The 21,941-nt window shown below is 35.8% G+C and carries 15 protein-coding genes; 13 read left to right on the top strand and 2 right to left on the bottom strand.

Annotated features, from left to right (window positions below; genetic code table 11):
- Positions 1-79: 79 nt before the first annotated feature.
- The 6 genes from BM305_RS12095 (at position 80) to BM305_RS12070 (ending at position 4,837) form a co-directional block, all read left to right on the top strand.
- A complete protein-coding gene (locus BM305_RS12095; protein WP_092561171.1) occupies positions 80-1,597 on the top strand; it encodes an AAA family ATPase in 1,518 nt (505 codons plus the stop codon).
- A gap of 14 nt (positions 1,598-1,611) precedes the next feature.
- The gene (locus BM305_RS12090; RefSeq protein ID WP_177214708.1) at positions 1,612-2,577 is read left to right on the top strand and encodes an acyltransferase domain-containing protein; all 966 of its coding nucleotides are present in this window, start codon (positions 1,612-1,614) and stop codon (positions 2,575-2,577) included.
- Between the two features lie 149 nt (positions 2,578-2,726).
- Positions 2,727-2,930, top strand: a complete 204-nt coding sequence (locus tag BM305_RS12085) for an alpha/beta-type small acid-soluble spore protein (protein WP_092561167.1) — start codon at positions 2,727-2,729, stop codon at positions 2,928-2,930.
- Between the two features lie 152 nt (positions 2,931-3,082).
- The gene (rsmD, locus tag BM305_RS12080) at positions 3,083-3,646 is read left to right on the top strand and encodes a 16S rRNA (guanine(966)-N(2))-methyltransferase RsmD (RefSeq protein WP_092561165.1); all 564 of its coding nucleotides are present in this window, start codon (positions 3,083-3,085) and stop codon (positions 3,644-3,646) included.
- Positions 3,647-3,690: 44 nt separating this feature from the next.
- Positions 3,691-4,179, top strand: a complete 489-nt coding sequence (gene coaD, locus BM305_RS12075; protein WP_092561163.1) for a pantetheine-phosphate adenylyltransferase — start codon at positions 3,691-3,693, stop codon at positions 4,177-4,179.
- A 13-nt stretch (positions 4,180-4,192) separates the two neighbouring features.
- Entirely contained in the window at positions 4,193-4,837 is a 645-nt protein-coding gene (locus BM305_RS12070) for an ATPase (RefSeq protein ID WP_092561161.1), read from the top strand.
- Here BM305_RS12070 and BM305_RS12065 read toward each other — a convergent pair.
- Positions 4,820-5,782 (bottom strand): hypothetical protein, encoded by a 963-nt coding sequence (locus tag BM305_RS12065; protein ID WP_143099175.1) that lies wholly within the window; start codon positions 5,780-5,782, stop codon positions 4,820-4,822. The two genes, BM305_RS12070 and BM305_RS12065, sit on opposite strands and share 18 nt — an antisense overlap.
- Before the next feature lie 169 nt (positions 5,783-5,951).
- On the opposite strand from BM305_RS12065, the gene pepF reads away from it, so the two are divergent.
- Complete coding sequence (pepF, locus tag BM305_RS12060; RefSeq protein WP_092561157.1) at positions 5,952-7,754, top strand: oligoendopeptidase F; 1,803 nt, start codon at positions 5,952-5,954, stop codon at positions 7,752-7,754.
- Here pepF and BM305_RS12055 read toward each other — a convergent pair.
- Positions 7,744-8,997, bottom strand: a complete 1,254-nt coding sequence (locus BM305_RS12055) for a nucleotidyltransferase (protein ID WP_092561155.1) — start codon at positions 8,995-8,997, stop codon at positions 7,744-7,746. The two genes, pepF and BM305_RS12055, sit on opposite strands and share 11 nt — an antisense overlap.
- A 161-nt stretch (positions 8,998-9,158) precedes the next feature.
- Here BM305_RS12055 and BM305_RS12050 point away from each other — a divergent pair, with 161 nt between their 5' ends.
- The 6 genes from BM305_RS12050 to BM305_RS12025 all read left to right on the top strand — a co-directional run bounded on the left by BM305_RS12050 (position 9,159) and on the right by BM305_RS12025 (position 21,925).
- Positions 9,159-10,028: a DegV family protein gene (locus BM305_RS12050; protein ID WP_092561153.1), complete on the top strand. Its 870-nt coding sequence runs from the start codon at positions 9,159-9,161 to the stop codon at positions 10,026-10,028.
- A 246-nt stretch (positions 10,029-10,274) separates the two neighbouring features.
- Complete coding sequence (pta, locus tag BM305_RS12045; RefSeq protein ID WP_092561151.1) at positions 10,275-11,279, top strand: phosphate acetyltransferase; 1,005 nt, start codon at positions 10,275-10,277, stop codon at positions 11,277-11,279.
- 29 nt (positions 11,280-11,308) lie between these two features.
- A complete protein-coding gene (locus BM305_RS12040; protein ID WP_092561149.1) occupies positions 11,309-12,499 on the top strand; it encodes an acetate/propionate family kinase in 1,191 nt (396 codons plus the stop codon).
- Positions 12,500-12,626: 127 nt separating this feature from the next.
- A complete protein-coding gene (locus BM305_RS12035) occupies positions 12,627-13,154 on the top strand; it encodes a YceD family protein (RefSeq protein WP_092561147.1) in 528 nt (175 codons plus the stop codon).
- Between the two features lie 2 nt (positions 13,155-13,156).
- Positions 13,157-13,336 carry a 50S ribosomal protein L32 gene (gene rpmF, locus BM305_RS12030; RefSeq protein ID WP_092561145.1) on the top strand — a complete coding sequence of 60 codons (180 nt, stop codon included), beginning with the start codon at positions 13,157-13,159 and terminating at the stop codon, positions 13,334-13,336.
- 177 nt (positions 13,337-13,513) lie between these two features.
- Positions 13,514-21,925, top strand: a complete 8,412-nt coding sequence (locus BM305_RS12025) for an Ig-like domain-containing protein (protein WP_092561143.1) — start codon at positions 13,514-13,516, stop codon at positions 21,923-21,925.
- Positions 21,926-21,941 lie beyond the last annotated feature (16 nt).

Below are 21,941 nucleotides of genomic sequence, written 5' to 3'. Positions count from 1 at the left end.
TAAATTTCATGGGTATGAGTTGTCAAGTACTTTTATTTTGGATATAATAAGGATAGAATTGTGGAAAGGAGAAGTAAATATGGTCCAGCTTTCATTTTCAAATCAACAACTATATGAAATAGGCAGGCTTAATTATGGAAAGCTTATTGATTTTTGTACACTTTTACAAGAACGGGACTACTGGGAAAAGCCACAATCTATTTTGAACATGCCGATACAAGCTATGTTAGATGCGTATTTACAAGCTGTTCTAATTAAGATTTCCATAGATGCAGGTCGTTTTAACGAAGAAGAAAAGAACTTTATTTGTTCCCTTACCAAAACTAATCCTTTTAAAATAGATTTAAAAGCAGAAATTGATGGAAAATCCAAACAGTCTGTGGACAGATTGACAGCTACTCCTCCAATTTTTTTACAATTGTGCGATCTTATGGATAAGGAGCAGGGAACAAAGATAGCAGGACAGGCATTTGACTGCATTTTAAATATTATTCTGGCACTGGCCTATCTCAATAATGGCAAGACGACAAGTGTACTAAAGCTGGTGGAGGAATACTACAAGAAGGTTTGTGTATTTCTAAATTCAGAATTAATACGAAAAGTACTAACACAAAAGTATATTTTTCGGAAAATATGCAATGACAGACTGGATTGTCAGTATTATCAGGAATTCTTTATTGGATGTCAGGAAAAAGAATGTGATTTTTCAGTATTAAAGGAAAAGCAGAAACGTAGAATTGAAAAAATTAAAGAAGAAATGCAGCATGAAAAAGAAGAGAATTTACTAGAACGCTGGATGGAAGAATTAAATGAACTGATTGGTCTAGAAAAGGTTAAGCAGGAGATGAATTCTTTAATTAATTTAATTAAAGTAAAAAAAATGCGTGAACAATATGGACTGCCTTCTACAGAAATGTCTTATCATATGGTTTTTACTGGAAATCCAGGAACAGGAAAAACTACAGTGGCAAGGTTGGTTGCTAAAATATACAAGGAATTAGGGATTTTGACAAAGGGTAATCTTGTTGAAACAGACCGCTCAGGTTTGGTGGCTGGATATGTAGGACAGACCGCCTTAAAAGTGAAAGAGGTTGTGGAGAGTGCAGTTGGCGGTGTATTATTTATCGACGAAGCATATTCTTTATCGAATCAAGGGATTGGTAATGATTTTGGTGGTGAAGCAATAGATGCACTGGTAAAGCTGATGGAAGATAACAGAAATGATTTAGTTGTTATCGTTGCAGGATATTCAAATGAAATGAAGCAGTTTATTCATTCAAATCCAGGACTAGTTTCCAGGTTTAATAAATATATTGATTTTGTCGATTATTCAAGTGAGGAGTTAGGAGAAATACTTGCCTTTTTTGCAAAGAAAAGCGCAATTACGTTTGATGCAGATGCTGTTCAATGTGTAGAAGAACAATTTGAAAGATTAGCAGGTGAAAGCAAGCAGGCTTTTGGCAATGGTCGTGGAGTTCGAAATACATTTGAACGAATTCTTGTAAATCAAGCCAATCGGATTGTGTTATGCAAGAATCCTACACAGGAGCAGTTAAGCACTATTATAAAGGAAGATGTACAGGGAATAATCGTTTAGAGAGGGGAAGTACAATGAGAAAAAAATATATTTTTATGTTTTCGGGACAGGGATCACAGTTTTACCATATGGGAGAAGATTTATATGAGAACAATTTGGATTTTCGAGAGAATATGCTTGAACTGGATAAATACGCCAGGGAGCTGACAGGAAAATCTGTTGTAGAATGTATGTTTCAAAAGGAAAAAAGAAAATCAGATTCCTTTGATGATTTACCCATGACACATCTTGCTATTTTTATGGTGGAATATTCCATGGCACAGATTATGCAAAAGCAAGGAATTCAGCCAGATTATGTGCTTGGTATGAGCCTGGGAGAATTTGCTTCGCTGGCAGTGTCCAAAGTAATAACTGCTGTTGAGGCAATGCATTATATCCACACCCAGGCAGAAGTAATCATAAAAAATTGTGGATATGGTGGTATGATTACTATTATTGATGATTATCATATTTTTGAACAATATCCGGAACTTTATAATAACAGTGAGCTTGCTGCTGTTAATTTTGCTACTCATTTCGTAATCTCCTGTAATGAGGAAAATATTCATTTTATAGCAAAGTTTCTAAAGGAAAAATCAATTCTTCATGTGGTTCTTCCAGTCAAATATGGGTTCCATTCCTATTACATGGACGAAGCAAAGTGGGATTACATAGAATTTTTAAAGGATAAAAAATTTGGAGAACCAGTTGTTAAAGTTGCATCTTGTTATTACGGAGGTTGGCTGGATCAAATTAGTCAAAGTTTTTTGTGGGATGTTGTACGTGGAAAAATGAATATAGGAAGTGTGGTTAAACTGTTAGAAGATAATACTAGTGAGGGTGAAAATGTCTATTTGGATTTGGGACCGAGTGGAACCATGGCGACAATTGTGAAAAACTGTCTTTCTAAAGATTCACAATCAAAGGTCGAAGGTATTATTACACTATTTGGGAAGGAAACAGATCGATTTAATAAAATAATTGAAATCTATGGACAATAGTACTCCCATTTTTTAAAAATCGAACTTGAAATTACCAGTTTATTATTTATCACGCTACATATACTATTCCTGTAACAAACAACAACAAAGAATTATTTCATTATAGTACGAGCAACAAGTACTGAAATAAGGAAATGGAGGAGTTTATTATGTCATCAGGAAGAAACAGAGTAGAAGTACCAGAAGCTATGGAGGCCTTAGACCGCTTTAAGTATGAGGTGGCAAACGAAATAGGTGTTCCATTAAAACACGGCTACAACGGTGATTTAACTTCCTATCAGAATGGTAGTGTAGGTGGTATGATGGTGAAGAAAATGATCGCTGAGCAAGAGAAAAGAATGGCAGGGAAATAAACAAAACCCATTCATAAGGTAGTTGTAAAGAGTAGGTAAGGAGATTTATAGGACTCCTTACCTATTCTTTTCTTAAGATTGGGTATTGAAAAGTGTTACAATATGATATAAACTATTATTATTGTTAAATTTAGTGAACTAAGGAGTTTAAGATGCGAGTAATAGCCGGCTTAGCCAAAAGAATACCATTGATTACACCTGTTGGCCTAGATACAAGACCTACTACAGATCGAACAAAGGAAACTTTATTTAATATGTTACAGCCTTATATAGTGGATTGTAATTTTTTGGATTTGTTTAGTGGGAGTGGTGCAATTGGAATTGAAGCGTTAAGCAGAGGTGCAGAAGAAGCTGTTTTTGTTGAAAATGGACAAGAAGCTTTAAATTGCATTCGGACAAACCTTACCAAAACAAAACTAATGGACAAGGGGAGAATTTTAAATCTTGATGTTTTATCAGCATTGATAAAGCTTGAACATCAAGGAGGAAAATTTGATATCGTTTTTATGGATCCGCCTTATCTGAAAGGTGAGGAAGAGAAAGTGCTGACTTACCTGAAGGATTCCTGTCTGATTGACAAGAATACTTTAATTGTAGTGGAAGCAGCATTAGAAACAGATTTTACTTATTTGGAAGAGTTACATTTTTATATAGATAAAATAAAAAAATACAAAACAAATATGCATGTCTTTATTTATCCGGAGGCATCAGACTGAGAGACTAGCTGGCCTGAAAGATGATATGACATAAGGAGATTATTATGAAAATTGGAATTTATCCTGGAAGCTTTGATCCAATTACATTAGGACATCTGGACGTAATAAAACGGTCATCTAAAATTGTAGATAAATTAATTATTGGAGTATTAAACAATAGTGCGAAGAAGTGTCTGTTTACTCCAGAGGAACGGGTTGAAATTATTAGAAGAGTTACGAAGGATATGGATAATGTAGAGGTAGAGTCATTTCAGGGACTGCTGGTGGATTTTGCTGAATTGAAAAAGGCATGTGTACTTGTCAGAGGATTAAGAGCAATTACGGATTTTGAATATGAATTGCAAATTGCACAGATTAATCATAAGGCTAATCCAAATGTGGACACCATTTTTTTTACCACTAATGTGGAATTTTCTTATATTAGTTCAAGTCTTGTAAAAGAGTTTGCCAGTTATGGGTCGGATATTAGTCCGTTTGTACCCGAATTAGTAGTAGATGAGTTAGAAAAGAAGTTTAACAAAATATCAGATTAAAGGAGCGTTACATATGGGAGTAAGTAAGATTGAACAGTTAATCGAGGATATTTACGAATTTGTAGAGAGCTGTAAAATGCAGCCATTATCATCTACAAAAGTAATAGTTCCTAAAGATGAATTGTATGACTTATTAGATGAGTTAAGACTAAGAACTCCAGATGAAATAAAAAGATATCAGAAAATCATTTCAAATAGAGATGCTATTTTATCAGATGCAGAAGAAAAGGCGACAAAAATGCTGGCAGAAGCGGAAGCCCAAACTAATGCATTAATTAATGAACATGAGATAATGCAGCAAGCTTATTATCAAGCTAACCAAGTCGTACATGAGGCGGAAGAAGAAGGGAGCAGGATGATACAGCAGGCTAATATGGATGCAGAGGCAATACGTCAGGGCGCAATTGCGTATACCTCTGATATGCTTACGCAACTGGAAAATGTTTTGAATAATGCCTATGAAAGTACAAAAAATAAGTATGAGGGTGTTTTGAATTCTCTTAAGGGAAATCTTGAAATTGTAATAAATAACAAAAAGGAATTGTATCTGGAGTCAGAGCCAGCTGGTTCCTATGAAGAAAATACTACTAATTATGATACAATTCCAAAGGATGAATTTGATTTTGATGAAAATACGTTTCTAGAAGATATTGATTAATAAAAATGTGAGAGTTCCGCTTAAGAACCCACAAAAAAGCTTTGCGGCTGAATATTGTTTTATAGATAGTCCTGAATCTGAAATAACACTGTTGGTTTGTGCAATACTGGATAAGCCTCCAAAGCCTGTTATGAAATTGATGAGGACTATTTTTTTTGTAAAGGAAAGACTACTTATACTGATGAGGGCAATACCGTTGGTAATCTCCAGGAAACCAGTAAACAATAATCTCATAGCAAAGGGCAGTATGGTCATGGAAATGAGTAGCTGGGCCAGAATGGAGAATAAGATAATATATCCTCCTATTTTTACTAGTACTTCAAATGCTTCTTGAATAGCACTGTCTATTGTTTTAAAAATTCCACCTTGCATCGTTTGGTTACAGGACAAAGGAGTAGATAGGATCGGACAAGGAATGTGTTGATTGGATTTCTTGCAAAATAGATTATGGAAAAAACGAAAGAATAGCGCACCTGCCAGAGTACTGCCTAACAGCACTCCTAAAATGAGGTAGGCGCTTTTTTCACAGTTAAGACATTCTATGGCTATAAAGCTGATTACAAACATAGGGCTTACATTATTGCAGAAGCAAAGCAAAAATTGTCCTTCCTGTAAGCTGATTTCGTTGTTTTTAACCATTTCCGCACAGATTTTTGCACCAACGGGATAGCCAGAGAGCATTCCAACAATAATAGGATAACAACCTTGTCTGCTTACTCCTAGTATTTTTCCAAGTATAGGATAGAAAAGCTTTGTCAGGCAGTTTGTTACTTGAAATTTCAACATTAGGTTTGCGATAATCATAAAAGGCAATAAGGTAGGAAAAATGGTATTAAACCAGAGCAGAAGGCCATTTTTTGCACCAATAAGTGATGTCCCTGGATTTAGTACCAGCAAAAGGAAGAGCAAAATAGTAAGTAATGTTACACTGTGTTTTTTTATCATAAACAAAATCCTTAGAAGTTTTATGCTTGCTTTCATTTTATGAAAATAAATTACATCCTAGCACTAGTTTAGAATTTCTCATTAGTAAAAATTAACATGCTGTGGTATACTATTTTAAATGCTTTAGTAAGTATGATAAATTAGGAAGTATAGAGAGGATGGATAAGGAATGTCAGTGGGTTTAAAAAAAAGAAGTCAAATGGATAAGGAGTTTCAATGGAGAATAGAAGATTTATTTGAAACAGATTCCTTATGGCAGGAAGAATACGAAAAGATTAAGGAACTGAATGCAAAAGTAAGAGAGTTTCAAGGACATCTGGGAGATTCTGCGGAGAAACTGTATCAGTATCTTAGATTGTGTGATGAAATAAATAGGTTGCTGGAGAGAGTTTATGTATATGCAAATCAGAAATCCCATGAAGATACTACCAACACTACTTATCAGGATTTGGCAGAAAAGGCTTCCAACCTGATGATGGTAGTGAATAGTACAGGCTCATTTGCCATTCCAGAAATTCTGGTTATTTCAGAGGAGAAAATGGAGTCGTTTTATAAAGAAAACCAACAACTTCTTCTATATAGGCGCAAAATAGAACAGATTTTTTTGGATAAGCCACATGTTTTGCCAAAAGAAATGGAGTTGCTGCTGGCTGAGGCAAGTGAGATGGGAAATGTACCACAAAATACATTTTCTATGTTTAATAATGCCGATTTAAAATTTCCTGTAATAAAAGATGAAGAGGGAAAAGATATTGAAATTACGCATGGACGTTATATTCGTTTATTAGAAAGTCCAGATAGAAGAGTACGCAGGGAGGCGTTTTTGGGATTATATCAGACGTATGAAAAATTCAAAAATACTCTGGCTGGTTTATATAGTGGAAATGTAAAAAAGGAAATTTTTTATGCAAAGGCACGGAAATATAATAGTACATTAGAAATGGCACTGGATGGCAGCAGAATTCCTTTATCCGTATATGAAAACTTAATTGAAGCGGTGCATGAGTCACTTCCTTCTATGTATCAGTATATGAAGCTTCGTAAGAGAGCGCTTGCTTTAGAGGAATTGCATATGTACGATATTAATACTCCTATTGTTACGGACTTTAATATGAAGGTACCCTTTGAGGAAGCAAAGAAATTAGTAGCTGAGGGATTAAAGCCTTTGGGAGAAGAGTATTTGAACATACTTACTGAGGGATATGCAGATGGATGGATAGATGTTTATGAAAATGAGGGAAAAAGAAGTGGCGCCTATTCATGGGGAGCCTACGGAACACATCCGTTTGTTTTATTAAACTATCAAGATAATCTGAACAATGTGTTTACTCTTGCCCACGAGATGGGTCATGCCATTCATTCTTATTATTCAGACGCCACTCAGCCATATCCCTATGCGGGATACCGCATTTTTGTGGCAGAAGTTGCATCTACCTGTAATGAAGCTTTGCTTATGGCGCATCTGATAAAGAATGCAAAGGAGGAGAGAGAAAAAGCATATTTAATTAACTATCATCTAGATCAATTTAGAAGTACCCTGTTTCGTCAGACCATGTTTGCTGAGTTTGAAATGATTACTCACAAAATGGCAGAGGATGGCCAGCCCCTTACGGTAGATACACTTTGTTCGCTTTACTATGATTTGAATAAAAAATACTTTGGTGAAGCCGTTATGATTGACAAAGATATTGAAATGGAGTGGGCGAGAATCCCTCATTTTTACAATTCGTTTTATGTTTATCAGTATGCTACTGGCTATTCAGCTGCCATTGCACTTTCTGAAAAGATTCTTACAGAAGGTCAGGAGGCGGTAGAAAAATACGTGAAAAACTTCCTCAAGGGCGGAAGTTCCAAGGATCCTATTGACTTATTAAAGGGTGCGGGGGTAGATATGAGTACAAAGGAACCTGTGAAGGAAGCTCTTAACGTATTTGCAGGTTTGGTAGAACAATTAGACCAGCTTATAAAATAACTGGAGACTGCAAAAATTCATTGGGCAGCTTCGTATTAAACTTAGAATAAACAACCTGATTATAGATGTCTGATGCAAAAATATCTTCTTCTAGCAAAGAATAAGCTTCTTTAGAAAGAATTTTTTTTGCATCAGCCATTTTTGTAATAATAGGAAAATTACTGGATTTTGCTTCTTTCAAAATGGCTGATGAAGATTTTTTCAGACCAAGAACACGTAAATATGGAGAAAAAGCCCTGGAATCGGAAGGATTAAATTGGTTTTGTTTGATTCCCAGTAAAATATGCATAAATGTTCGATATATTCTTGTCAAAGTATATCGTTTTGATTTCAAACAGAAAGCAAAATCTGTGTAATTCTGGTAATTAACCAGTTCCTTTTTGATTCCTCTTGCCAAATCTTCCGACACATCTAAGAATTCAATTAGCTGGCTGGTTTCCAACATTCTTAATTTATAGTATAGCATTTGAGAAAAATCCTGCTCATGGACAGGGTATGTTTTACCTTCTGATTCAGAAAGTATTTCATAAACAAAACCAGGCAGACTGGTTTTTAGCTTGTAAAGTGTTTCAGTTTTAAAATATTCTTGACGAATGGCTGTTGCAGAATTGATGGAAGTTTCTTGCATATCTTGTAATAGCTCTGCATCATGATAGTGATTGGCAATGCGTTTCATGGTAAATGGTTTGATTGTACTATTAAAAATTTTTAATGCTTTTAAATATTCAATACCCAAAATATTATTTGGCTGTTCAAGCATTGTATTTAATGGAATGTCATCTGATTGGCCCAGGCAGGTAAGGAGTGCCTTTTTTCTTGCTACTGGATAAGAAAAGCCATCTTTTACGGACTCTGCAATTAGTTGATGGTATTGCTTATCGTCAGATACAATAAATTCAGCAACTTTATTTAGTTTGTCCAGTGCTCCAGTTTCACTGCCAAAGCAAAGAGAGGATACATTCCCAAGATTATTTAATATGGCTACGGAGCCTTTGGCAAAATTTTCTGCACTGCTTGTTGCGTAACGGACGGGAAGTTCAAGTACTAAATCAGCACCAGCCTTCAGTGCCATCCTAGTTCTAGAATATTTATCAATAAACGCAGGGCCACCTCTCTGAATAAAATTACCACTCATTACGACAACAACATAGTCAGCACCTGTGAGACGTCTGGTTTCTTGCAAATGATATAAATGACCATTATGAAATGGATTATATTCTGTAACAATTCCAGTAATTTTCATGTGATATCCCTTCTTCAAATATGTTTTTTTCTTATATTATAATCGGAATTATGAGAATCTACAAGTTGAACATGTAATTGACAGATTGATACAAAATGCTTATAATGGTAATGATTACTAGATATTATGGTATTATATCTACATGACAGGGGGAAGAGTCTATGAGTTTTGCAATTATGACAGATAGTGCAGCAAATTTGCCAGAGGAAATGATTGATAAATATAGCATTGAAGTGTTGCCACTTTCATTCTTTGTGGATGAAGAAGAGTATTCTGGATATGTAAAAGGGCAGAATACAGATTTAAGTCAATTTTATCAAATGATGAGGGAAAAAGTCCATGTAAAGACATCGCTGGTGAATATCGAAAGTGCAGGATTAGCATTTGAAGAAGTGCTGAAGTCTGGAAAGGATGTACTATATCTGGGCTTTTCTTCTGGGCTTAGTGGAACCTACCAGGCCGTTTCTATTGTACTAGAGGAGTTGAAGGAAGCATATCCAAACAATAAAATTTTTTATATCGATACATTAAGTGCCGCATTAGGTGAAGGACTTCTGGTGCGGTATGTGATTGATTTACGAGAAAATGGGAAGACTATTGAAGAAGCATATCAATGGGTGGCAGATAATCGCCTAAAGCTTTGCCATTGGTTTACAGTAGAAGATCTGTTCTTTCTAAAAAGAGGAGGACGTCTTTCTACAGCAGCAGCTATTTTTGGTTCCGCACTGAGCATAAAACCAGTTATGCATGTGGACAATGAGGGACACCTGATTGTAATTGAAAAAGCAAGAGGACGGAAAAAGTCATTAGACAGTTTATATAGGTATTTGGAAGAGAATATTGTAAATCCAGAACTCCAATATGTGGCAATTAGCCACGGAGATTGTTTAGAGGATGCAGAGTATCTTGCAGATAAAGTGAAAAATAGATTTCATGTCAAGGAAATGATTGTGAATATACTAGATCCTGTTATTGGAGCACATTCTGGACCAGGTACAGTTGCTCTTTTTTTTCTTGCAGAGCGTCGGTAAATTGGTTAGAGTTTGAGAGTTTTTTAACAATAAATTGAGAATAATTTAACAAGCGCAATTGTACTTAATTTAGTACCAAAATTAGCTTCTGGACATCTTGTATGCAATAAACAATTGGTATATAATGAACCCGAAAAGTAAGTTACTTATACAAGTACACAATATAAATCAGTTTGCAATGCGAGGATAAGTAGTTGCAAAAGAAGTGCGTTATAGAAGGTGCATTTTTTGAAAGGAGCTAATTAAATGAATTTTATTGAAACAATAAAAGAGAGAGCAAGAAAAGACAGAAAGACAATTGTTTTACCTGAAACGAATGATATAAGAACGATTCAGGCAGCAGTGAAAATAATGGAGGAAGATATTGCAGAACTGGTTTTACTGGGAAACAGGGATAAGGTTCTGGGGAAGGCCGCAAAATATGGATATGACTTGTCGGAGGTTACAATTGTAGATCCAGAGAAAACTGCTAAATTGGATGAATATATAGAGGTTTTAGTGGAAGCCCGTAAAAGCAAGGGCATGACATATGAAGAGGCAAAAAAGATTTTATTATCAGATTACTTGTACTTTGGTGTTGTAATGGTTAAGGCAGGAGATGCTGATGGAATGGTTGCTGGTGCTTGTCATGCAACTGCCGATGTGTTAAGACCATCTTTACAAATATTAAAAACAGCTCCAGGAACAAAGTTAGTTTCGGCGATTTTTGTTATGGTAGTTCCTAATTGTGAGTACGGATCAAATGGTATCTTTATTTTTGGTGATGCAGGGTTGAATCAAAATCCAAATGCAGAAGAGTTGGCTCATATTGCTGGTACTACTGCATACAGTTTTGAGTTATTGGTACAGCAGGATCCATATGTAGCAATGATTTCTCACTCTACAAAAGGAAGTGCTAAGCATCCTGATGTGGATAAGGTTGTAGAAGCAACCAGACTGGCTAAGGAAATGTATCCAGAAATTAAACTGGATGGAGAATATCAGGTGGATGCGGCAATTGTTCCTAGTATTGGTCAGTTTAAGGCACCAGGAAGTGAAATTGCTGGAAATGCAAATGTGTTGATTTTCCCAACTCTGGATGCTGGAAATAATGGTTATAAGCTGGTTCAAAGATTAGCAAAGGCAGAGGCGTATGGTCCGCTTACTCAAGGAATTGCAAAGCCAGTGAATGATTTGTCCCGTGGATGTTCAGCAGAAGATATTGTTGGTGTTGTAGCGATTACAGCAGTTCAAGCCAGTGCACAGCGTTAAGCTAGAGAAGGAAAGAGGTTTTATAGGTTATGAAAGTATTAGTAATAAATTGTGGAAGTTCATCGTTAAAGTACCAGTTAATTGATTCTGTGACAGAGGCTGCTGTGGCATCTGGAATTTGCGAGCGTGTAGGAATTGATGGAAGGTTTACGTATAAACCTGGTGATGGAGAAAAAATAATTACAGATGTGGAAATGAAAGATCATTCAGCTGCCATTCAATGTGTCTTAGATGCTCTGATTCATGAGTCTTATGGGGTAATAAAAAGCTTACAGGAGATTGGGGCAGTAGGCCACAGAGTGGTTCATGGTGGAGAAAAATTTGCTTCCTCTGTTGTAATTACGGATGAGGTAGTAAAAGCAATTGAAGAATGTAATGAGTTGGCTCCACTTCACAATCCAGCAAATCTTATTGGAATAGATGCCTGCAAAAAGGCGTTATCAGAAGTACCAATGGTAGCTGTATTTGATACGGCGTTTCATCAGACAATGACAGAAGAGGCATATATGTATGGACTGCCAGTTAAATATTATGAAGAATATAAAATAAGAAGATATGGTTTTCACGGTACAAGTCACAGTTTTGTATCAAAAAGACTGGTTGAAGTTGCGGGTTTGGATTTAAATGATTCAAAGGTTATTGTGTGCCATTTGGGAAATGGTTCCAGCGTATCTGCGGTGAAAAATGGTAAGTCTGTTGATACCAGTATGGGATTGACACCATTAGAAGGATTGATTATGGGAACCAGAAGCGGAGATTTAGATCCCGCAATTATTGAATTTATTGCAAAAAAAGAGGATAAAACTATTTCAGAGGTTATGAATGTATTAAATAAGGAATCTGGTGTTTATGGCATGTCAAACAGACTTTCCAGTGATTTCAGAGACTTAGATAAGGCATCTAATGAGGGAGATGTTTATGCAAAACGTGCGGTAAAGGTATTTTCCTATCATGTTGCAAAATATATCGGTTCTTATGTTGCCGCTATGAATGGTGTAGATGCCATTGCGTTTACAGCAGGTGTTGGTGAAAATGATCATGTGGTTCGTGCCCAGACAATTTCCTATTTGGGATACTTGGGAATACAGCTAAATCCAGAGAACAATAAAGCCAGAGGAAAGGAAATAATGATTTCTACTCCTGATTCAAAAGTAAAAGCATACATTATACCAACTAATGAAGAATTGGCTATTGCACGGGAAACAGTAGCTTTAGTTTAGACTTTGTATAAAAAGAGCAGAATTAAATGTAATTTGGTTGACTTTTGCTTATCGGTGTGGTATAACTAAGAAAGTGTGGAAAAATCCTTGTGGAAAACCTAAATAAACAGGGTTATGGAGATAATTTATGTTAATTAGTTTATCAGAGATTATGTCAGTGAAGGGCAAAGTCCTACACATCACAGTTCCGATTGAAATGGAATATTTTAAACTGGATGGAGCTGAGTATTCTTTTGCGAAGAAAAATCCAATTGATTTAAAAATCTCTTGTGAAGGGGAACGAATGATTTCACTTGAGTGCAGCACAGAGATTTCACTTATGCTTCCATGTAGTAGATGCCTTGAAGAAGTTGAAACGAAGTTTGACATTCACGTTTCAAAGAATTTGGATTTTCATGAAACTGAAAAGGATAGAATTGAAGAATTAGATGAAACCAACTATGTGATTGGTTATGATCTGGATACAGAGTTATTATTATATAATGAAATATTAATTCAGTTCCCTTTAAAAGTTTTATGCTCAGAAGATTGTAAAGGCATTTGTTTTGTTTGCGGAACAAATTTGAATAAAGAGAATTGCCAGTGCGATAAAGCTGTAGGTGATCCGAGAATGTCGGCATTTCAAGATGTCTTCAAGAATTTTAAGGAGGTGTAAATATGTCAATCTGTCCAAAGAATAAATCTTCAAAAGCAAGAAGGGATAGTCGTAGAGCAAATTGGAAAATGGCTGCTCCAAATCTTGTGAAATGTAGTAAATGTGGAGAGTTAATGATGCCACACAGGGTTTGTAAAGCTTGTGGTTCATATAATAAGAAGGAAATTATCTCTGCAGAATAATTTCCAGTTTTATAATTATAAAATGAGATTCTCACAGAGTCCTCACGCATGTGCGTGAGGATTTTTTAATTAATATTGATTTTATGTTCATTTTCATGTACAATAAACTGGAAGGATTATGTAAAGTTAGTGCATATAGAATAGTTAAAAGTGGTTATGAGACTTAGGAGGATGGGTATGAAGGGCCTTGGAAAGAAGAAATTTTCAAAAATTCTTACTGTTATGTTGGTTATTTTATTAACAGTCAATCTATTCAAGAATGATTTTTTATTAAGTTCGTTTTCGTTGAAAACGCAGGTTGCATATGCGGAAGGTGAGGGAGGAACAGAGCCGACAGCAACACCGGAAGCCAGCGAAGAACCAGAAAGCTCAGAAGAGCCGACAGCAACACCGGAAGCCAGTGAAGAGCCAGAAAGCTCGGAAGAGCCGACAGCAACACCAGAGGCCAGTGAAGAGCCAAGCAGTTCAGAAGAGCCGACAGCAACACCAGAGGCCAGCGAAGAACCAGGTAGTTCAGAAGAGCCGGCAGCAACACCGGAAGCCAGCGAAGAACCACAGGCTTTGAGTTTTGAGGACGAACTGGATGATTATCACTATGTTAGTGGTCAAACTATTAATATTACATTTGTAGAACCAGAAAAGGAGATTGAACTTACATCCAGTGACTCAGATTTAGCAGATATTAATGGAGTGGATGGAACAGAAGGAAGTTTTAATGTGACTTTTGGCGAAGTAGAAGGGGAGTCAGAGGAGGTAACCTTATATGCAAAGTATGTGGGTGAGGACGATTCTACAAAAGCAGAAGTTACTTTAATGGTTGTTACAAATAAGATTATTGTAGGTATGGGTGATGTCAGCCGTACGTTAGGAGGTTCAACAAAACAAGCAATTGTTGATTACATAGAGGGAAGATTAGAGAACACAGAGTATTCTGTGGAATATGATGCAGATAATAATATAATTGTACTAAAAGATAAAACGGGAAGTATTGTATTTGACACAAAGATTTTCCCAAATATTTTTTATTCAGATGTTGTCAACGAACCTTGCACTGTACAAAAAGTTAAATTTCGTGGTATGCAGGGAGGACTTCCACAGCAGACATTATCAATGGAGCTGGGCGTTTTCAACTTGCAGTTGGGTGTTGTAGGCTCTTATTTATCCGTTAATACTCCAGAACCGTGTTTTACAACTAATTTAGATGGAAGCAATGTAGCAGAAAATAAACTTACTATTACGCCAGTGGAAGGATGTAAAATTCTATCTACCAGTGAAATGATAGAGGATATTCCCATTAAAGATAGTGCAAATAATACGTTAGTTAGTAATGGAAAACAAATAAAAGCCACGAATGACAATGGCGATTCTCTTACCTGTGCAACGGTGCTAAATGGAGGATATTTATATTTTGAAATTCAAGATATAGAAATAACTTCTTTATTAATAGAATGTGCAGTTGAGAATTTTTCTGTTGAGAACGCGCAAATGATAGAAGTATTATATGGAGAAACAGAAACATGTTTTGAAAAGGATATAAATGGTAATAATTTCTATGAATATGATGATGCCAACGAAGCAGAGGCATCAAATGAAACGAGATTAGTGGTGAAGGTAAAGGATAAGAATGCTCAGTTTTCAACTGAATCAGTTCTAAATAATAATTTGAGGTTATCTTGGGAAAATAATAATATAGATATGAAGTTAGATAATCTGGAATGGCAAGTAGAATCAGTTGTCAGTGAAAAAGAAATAATAGTTTCTACTCATATTCCAGATGGTTACTATAAGACAATAAGTGTCCGATATTATAAAAATGGCTATGAAACGGAAGAATACTGTGAAAGTGACACTTTGAAGAGTAATGATTCTAGTACGATTACTACATTAAAGGTTGATACAGAGCCTCCTAAAATTACTGTAGAAGCTGATAGAAGTGATTTTTCAGAGACAGATAACCGATATTTAAGTGCAGATATAACCGTTACGGTTGAGGACACTACTGTTTCTAAGGCGATCAGTGAAGTGTTTCAATATTATAATGAAACGGTTGATGACGTGATTTTATTAAATAATGTGCAAAGGGAAAATATTAGTGAGAAATTTGAAAACAATAAGAGGTTTATCAGTTTTGAGGTAAATTATGATGATACAGCAAAGGATTTGCAAAGATTCTTAGTAAAGGTAACAGAAGATACGAACAAATGGGGCGAAAGCAGATATTGTGCCAGTAAAAGCTGTATTATAAATTATGTTACTATTGAGCCTTCAATTGGTATTTCTTTAAATGACAGTGATATTGATGAAGAAGAATTGAAAGACGAAATTGGAAGAATAACAATTTATACAAAAAGTAACTCACCTAAAGTAAAAATAAAGGTTACGGATGATGACCTATTAAAGGATTCAGAAAATTCCTATGTTAAGATATATAAGTGTACGGGAAGTGCTGACAACTTACCTGACACTTTGGATGGTCTTATCTATGAACAGACACTTGGTTTTGGAGAAGGAGTAGATCTGAATTCCCCTTATAAAATGTATTCATCTGACGAAGTAGCGTTGGATAATAATGCAAATTATCTAATAAGCGTAAGCTGCGATGATGAAAAAAATGATTTTCATACAACAAAGGTTTACCAGATTATTTGTGATTCCAGTGCTCCTGAAAGTGTATACGTATCGTATCCTTTTAAGACTACGTACAAAGAATTATTAAACAATATTCCAATTAATCCTATTATTGAGGAGTCGGTTGTCAACCAAATGATAGTTGTTGCTTATGACAGCCAGTCAGGAATAGCAGATATTACGGCTTCTTATAATAAGGTGAATGGAAATGGTACTTTTAGTGAAGGTATTACTTCCTCTGGTGTAGACGCAAATGGAATGAGCTATACTACGAAAGCGTTTACTATGACAGAATACCAAACTGGTACGCTTACAGTTACAGTTACAGATAAGGCAGGGAATAAAACATCAGAGCTTGTAGACAACGAGACAATTATAGATAATACAAAACCAGTTGTGTGGGTAAATAATACGGCATTAGATGAAGAGAATGTTGAAAAAACCAAACAGCATTTCATTGGTGACAGTTCTGAAATAATGATTCAGGTACGCGATTATTGTATTAAAAATATTGAAGATAATCCTAAGGTTACTCTTTATAAGACAGGAGATGGGACACCACATGTATTAGAGGATTTGGACTGGACATCTGGAACAGGTGGTACATATGTGCAGTATTTAGAGACAACTATTTCTGGAGAGGAACTAACAGAATTAGGAGATGGTGAGTTTGAACTGGTTATAGATGCATCAGATGAAGCTGGAAATGTTATAACTGATAGGAACAGATGGTATTATAATATAGACCAGACTGCTCCTGTTGCAGTACTGGAGTATGAAAGCTTTCAAAAAACAGAAGGCGGATCGGTAATCGCCAGTGAGGATGTTGAGAGTGGCGCATTTTATCATACCTGTAAATTTAAAGTGACTGTGACAGAAGAACATTTTAGTTCTGATGATTTTAGCTCTTTTGAGGTTTATGACAGCAGTAATCATAAACTTACAATACCAGATGATTGTTGGGCAATTGAAAGTAAAAATGGAAATGAGTATGTGTACATATTAACGTTATCTGATGGTATGTATGAAGGGGTAAAGGTGGTTTGTGCTGACCAGGCAGGAAATAAAGGAGAGAGTAACCTGAACAGCCTCATCTTTGGAGTAGATACAGTAGCACCAGTAATTGAAGAAATACAAGTATCTTCTGCGCAGGGAACGACAAGTGGATTTTATGCAAGTGCTGTTACGGCTAAAGTGACCATTGTAGAAGCTAACATTTCTGAAGCAAAAGTAACGATAAAGTCTAAAACAGGAACTGCCAAGGAAGTTGTATTAGGAGCGTCCTCTTATGAAGAGAAGAACAGCATGGATACTACTATTTTTACTGTTAGTCCGTTAGAAGAGGATGAAAATGATGTAAATATAAAAACCTGTGAAATCAAATTACAAATGGATGGAGCCTATACAATTACTGTTTTCTGTGCAGATAAGAGAGAACCAGATGCCACAGTCAACAGAAGTAAAGAGATATCCATTGATACAGGGAAACCAGAGGTAAGCGCACAGTTCACCAGTGCAGAAACCCCAGTGAACGATAAGTATTTTAAGGAAGTACGGATTGCAGATATCACATTTAAAGATGTTAATTTGCCTGAAGAACTAACAGGAGAAAATACCTGGCTGGATTATGTGAAACAGCATGTTAAAAATGCAAATGGAAATCCGGCAATTGATTTTTCTGGTGCAACATGTGAAAAAAGCATATCTGCTGACACCAATCAAACGACAGTAACGATTCATAATGTGGCATTTCCAGGTGCTGTAGAGAATGAGACCAGTGGAGAGTATCGTTTAATTGTAAGTTGCACGGATCAAGCGACTAGACCTGCAATAAATTTAGAGGTTACTTTTATTGTTGACCAGATTCAGCCGGAGGTGCAGAATGTTGACTACCTTTATGCGGATAATGGAGCTGTGACGGAGACTGGAACAGGTGATGAAAGAAAAATTTTATTGCGGAAGGACGCTGCTGTTTCGTTTCATGCAAAGGATAACATGCTTTTGGATTCGGTGAAATATGGAATAGTAAGTTCTGTGACTCCTACAGTAGAAGAATTAGAGTCATTAAGCACTAAGGCGTTAGATGTTAATGAGGATGCAATCGAATTAGATATTAAGGAACGTGCTGACAAAACACCATATACTGGTTATTTATATGTAGAAGTTGCAGATAAATCTGGAAATATTTTAAGGTGGACAGATAGTGTTATTTATTTTGATGGTACAGAACCAGAAATAGGAATTGAATTTGATTTAAACAATACCGATCTGGGTGTTATCGGGTATAATAAATCTCGTACTGCTAATATTACAATTACAGAGGACAATATAGATTTAGATGCGCTTCATGTAAAAGTAAAGAAAAATGGTACGACAATGGATCTTATGGATGGGGATGTATTACAGGGTAATGCGGAATTTGCAGAGTTTTCTAAGCCAAGTTGGGTCAAGACAGGTAATCAGTACAAAGCAGCAGTCATATTTTCAGAAGAAGGAGACTATCAACTAACTGTTGAATGTGCAGATATTTGTGAAAATAGTAAAGAAAATATATCTGAAAGCTTTAATATTGATATGACAGCACCTCCAGCTGATGCTTGCTGGATTCAATATGCTTATAAAAATGGTTCAGGCCAACCGTCTGATCATGAACAGCGGGCATTATATAAGACAACAGATAATAAAATGATTAAGCTGGACAATTCGGCAACAATTACCATTCATTTTGAAGACAACGTAGGGCTTGATCGAATTCGCTATGTATTTTCAAATACCGTACTGGATAGTACAGTTAAGCTTTCAGAACTTCAAAACTGTCAGGAACAAGATGTGACAGAAACAAATATAAAGAATAAGAATTTTGAAATTACTCTGGATTCTGTATTTGGTGGTTATTTATATGTGGAAGCATATGATAATGCACAGAATGCTACAAGAGTAGTGGATGGAAAAATATTGTTTGATAATCTGGTACCTACTGTTGATATCACATTTGATGCAACCAATTCAACCAACTTTTATAATAAAAGCAGAACGGCAACGATTACAATTTTTGAGCATAATTTTATTCCAGAGCAGACTAAGGTTATAACAGGAGGACCAACTGCATCAGGATGGACAAAATCAAAGGACAATACATATACTGCGTCAGTGAATTTTAGTACAGATGGAAAGTATAAGATACAGGTAGAATGTATAGATGCCTGTGGCAATACGGGAACAAAACAGTCAGAAGAATTCACAATTGATACGTTAAAACCAGAAATTAAAGTTAATTTTGATAATGTATCGGCAGAGAATGGAAATTGCTACAAGCAGGCCAGAACAGCTTCGGTTGTAATTGAAGAGGTGAACTATATTGCGTCTAATACGACCATTTCAGTGGAGGCGCGTGATATGAATGGTAAAACGATTTCCGCTCCAGTTCCAGGTACGGAAATTACCAATAATGCGATCCACTCTCAGAATATAGCTTTTGACACAAACGGTGAATATACTCTAAAAATAACCTGCGTGGATGCAGCAGGAAATAGTGAAAGCTGGGAATTAAGTGATCCGAGTACATTTATTATTGATAAAGATGCACCAGTGCTGGAAAAGACAGATATTGTTTATAAAGAGAAAAATTCTGGTGCAGTTGCAAAATTTATTAATTTTATTTCATTTGGCTATTTTGCAAAGGAAGCAATTTCAGTAAATATTTCAACAGAGGATGGAATGAGTGGTATTCATACAATTGAATATTATACAGAAGATGAAACAGCAGGAAAGCAAAATGAGAAGAAAATAGTTGTGGATAATAAGAAAACAAGTACAAAAGAAGTGAGTTTTACACTTTCGCCTGACTTTAAAGGTACTGTGTATGCCAAGGCAACAGACTATTCAGGGAATGTATCGGGTGAAGGTAATTATACAAAGGCAACTTCTCTGATACTGAAGAATAAAAAAGCAGCCCAAACACTACAAGATACAATTTCCATTGAACCTATGTCAAAACCGAATGAAAATGGCATCTATAGTGGTGATGTAAAAGTGAAGCTGGCAGTAAAAGAAGATTACGATGGAATAAACAGCTTATCATACTCAGCTGGTTCAGCGGTTTCTGGAGATGTAGAGTTCTCTAATTCAAAAGATATTACGTACCAGTGGGGTGAAACGGTTACCTTGACGGCAAAAGAGAATAACAATAATGAAGTTCGGGTTCAGGTTTCGTATTTCGATAATGTAGGAAATGTTGCTGTTACGAAGACAGAAACATACAAAATCGACATTACAAAACCAGTACTTAAGATTACTTATGATAATAATTCAAATGTAAATGATAAGTATTTTAAAGAAGTTCGGACAGCAAAAATTGAGATTGATGAATTAAATTTTAATCCAGAAGATGTGGTAATCTCGATTAAACGAAATGGTACGGAAGTAACCAATATGAAACCATCTGCGGGCAGTTGGAAGGAAGATGGAATTAAGCATACGGCTAGTATTCCTTTTGCAGAAGATGGTGAGTATGAATTTACAGTTACATATACAGATATGGCTGGAAACAAGGCTGATTATGAGCACAAGGATGAATTTATCATTGATAAAACAGTGCCAGTAGTAGCAATCCAGTACAGCAATAATAATGCTGAAAATACTGCTTACTATAGAAATGCACGTTTGGCTACAGTTGAAATTGATGAACATAACTTTTACGTTTCCGATGTGAAAATTGATGTTACCCGCCGGTTAGATGGTGCGGTTGTAAGTGCTCCAGGTGTTGGCGGATGGTCAGCAAATGGAGATCATCATCAGGCTACGATTGATTGCGGGGAAGATGGTGAGTACTCTATTACTGTCAGCTATGTTGATATGGCAGGAAATCAGAGTGAAGTAATCAGTAAGCAGGAGTTTATTGTGGATCAGTCTGAGCCAGAATTGAAAATAGAGGGCGTAGAGGCAAAGCACGCGTATAACAGTAAGGTGGTACCAACGGTAACCTTTACAGACACAAATCTGGATACAAACCGTTCTGTTATTACACTGACAGGGAAAAAACGTGGAAAAGTGAGAGATGGATTTACGCGAGCAGCGATTGGAAAAGGGCAGAAGGTTACGTTAGACATTTTTGAGGAAACAAAGGAAATAGATGATATCTATACTTTGGACGCTGTTATTTATGATAAAGCGGGAAATTCTATTAAAGAAAGTGTAGAATTCAGTGTAAACCGCTTTGGTTCTACTTATGACATATCAGAAGAGACAGAAGGAATATTAAATAAATATAATAAAGAGGTTCCAGATTTACAAGTTAGAGAGGTAAATGTAGATGTGCTTACAGAATATGCCGTAAGCTATGTAAAAGATGGAAGCGTCCAGCTGCTGACAGAAAATGAAGATTATGCAGTTACAAAATCAGAAGATACAGCAAACTGGAAAGAGTATACGTATACAATATTTGCAGATAACTTTGAAAAAGAAGGAAATTATTCAGTTATTATTACATCAACTGATGCAGCAGAAAATCAATCGGATAATACAGTAAATAACAAGGAAATAAAATTTACAATTGACAAAACAAGTCCAGTAATAACGGTTTCTGGTATAGAAGACAATAAGATTTATAACGCAGAGACCCAATTGGTTTATGTTGTTGTAAAGGATAATATTTACGTAGAAGAGGTTGAAGTCAGACTGAATGATACGGTTTATCACACATGGGATGTAGAAGCCATTTCAGATGTTCAAGGTGATCTTAGTTTTAATATTGATGGTCTTGATAAACGTCAGGATTTAAGTATTCTGGTAAAGGATGCTGCGGGCAATACGACGGCAAAAGAGATAAAAGATTTCCTGATTACACAAAATAGATGGGTACAATACTACAACAACAGACGTGCGGTAATTGGAACCATTGGAGGAATGGGGTCATTAATAGGAACAGGACTATTTATTTTCTATCGTAGAAGACGATTATAAAATTACTTAATCAATA

Source organism: Anaeromicropila populeti (assembly GCF_900112775.1).
Taxonomy (GTDB): domain Bacteria; phylum Bacillota; class Clostridia; order Lachnospirales; family Lachnospiraceae; genus Anaeromicropila_A; species Anaeromicropila_A populeti.
This window is presented reverse-complemented; position numbering and strand designations above follow the sequence as displayed.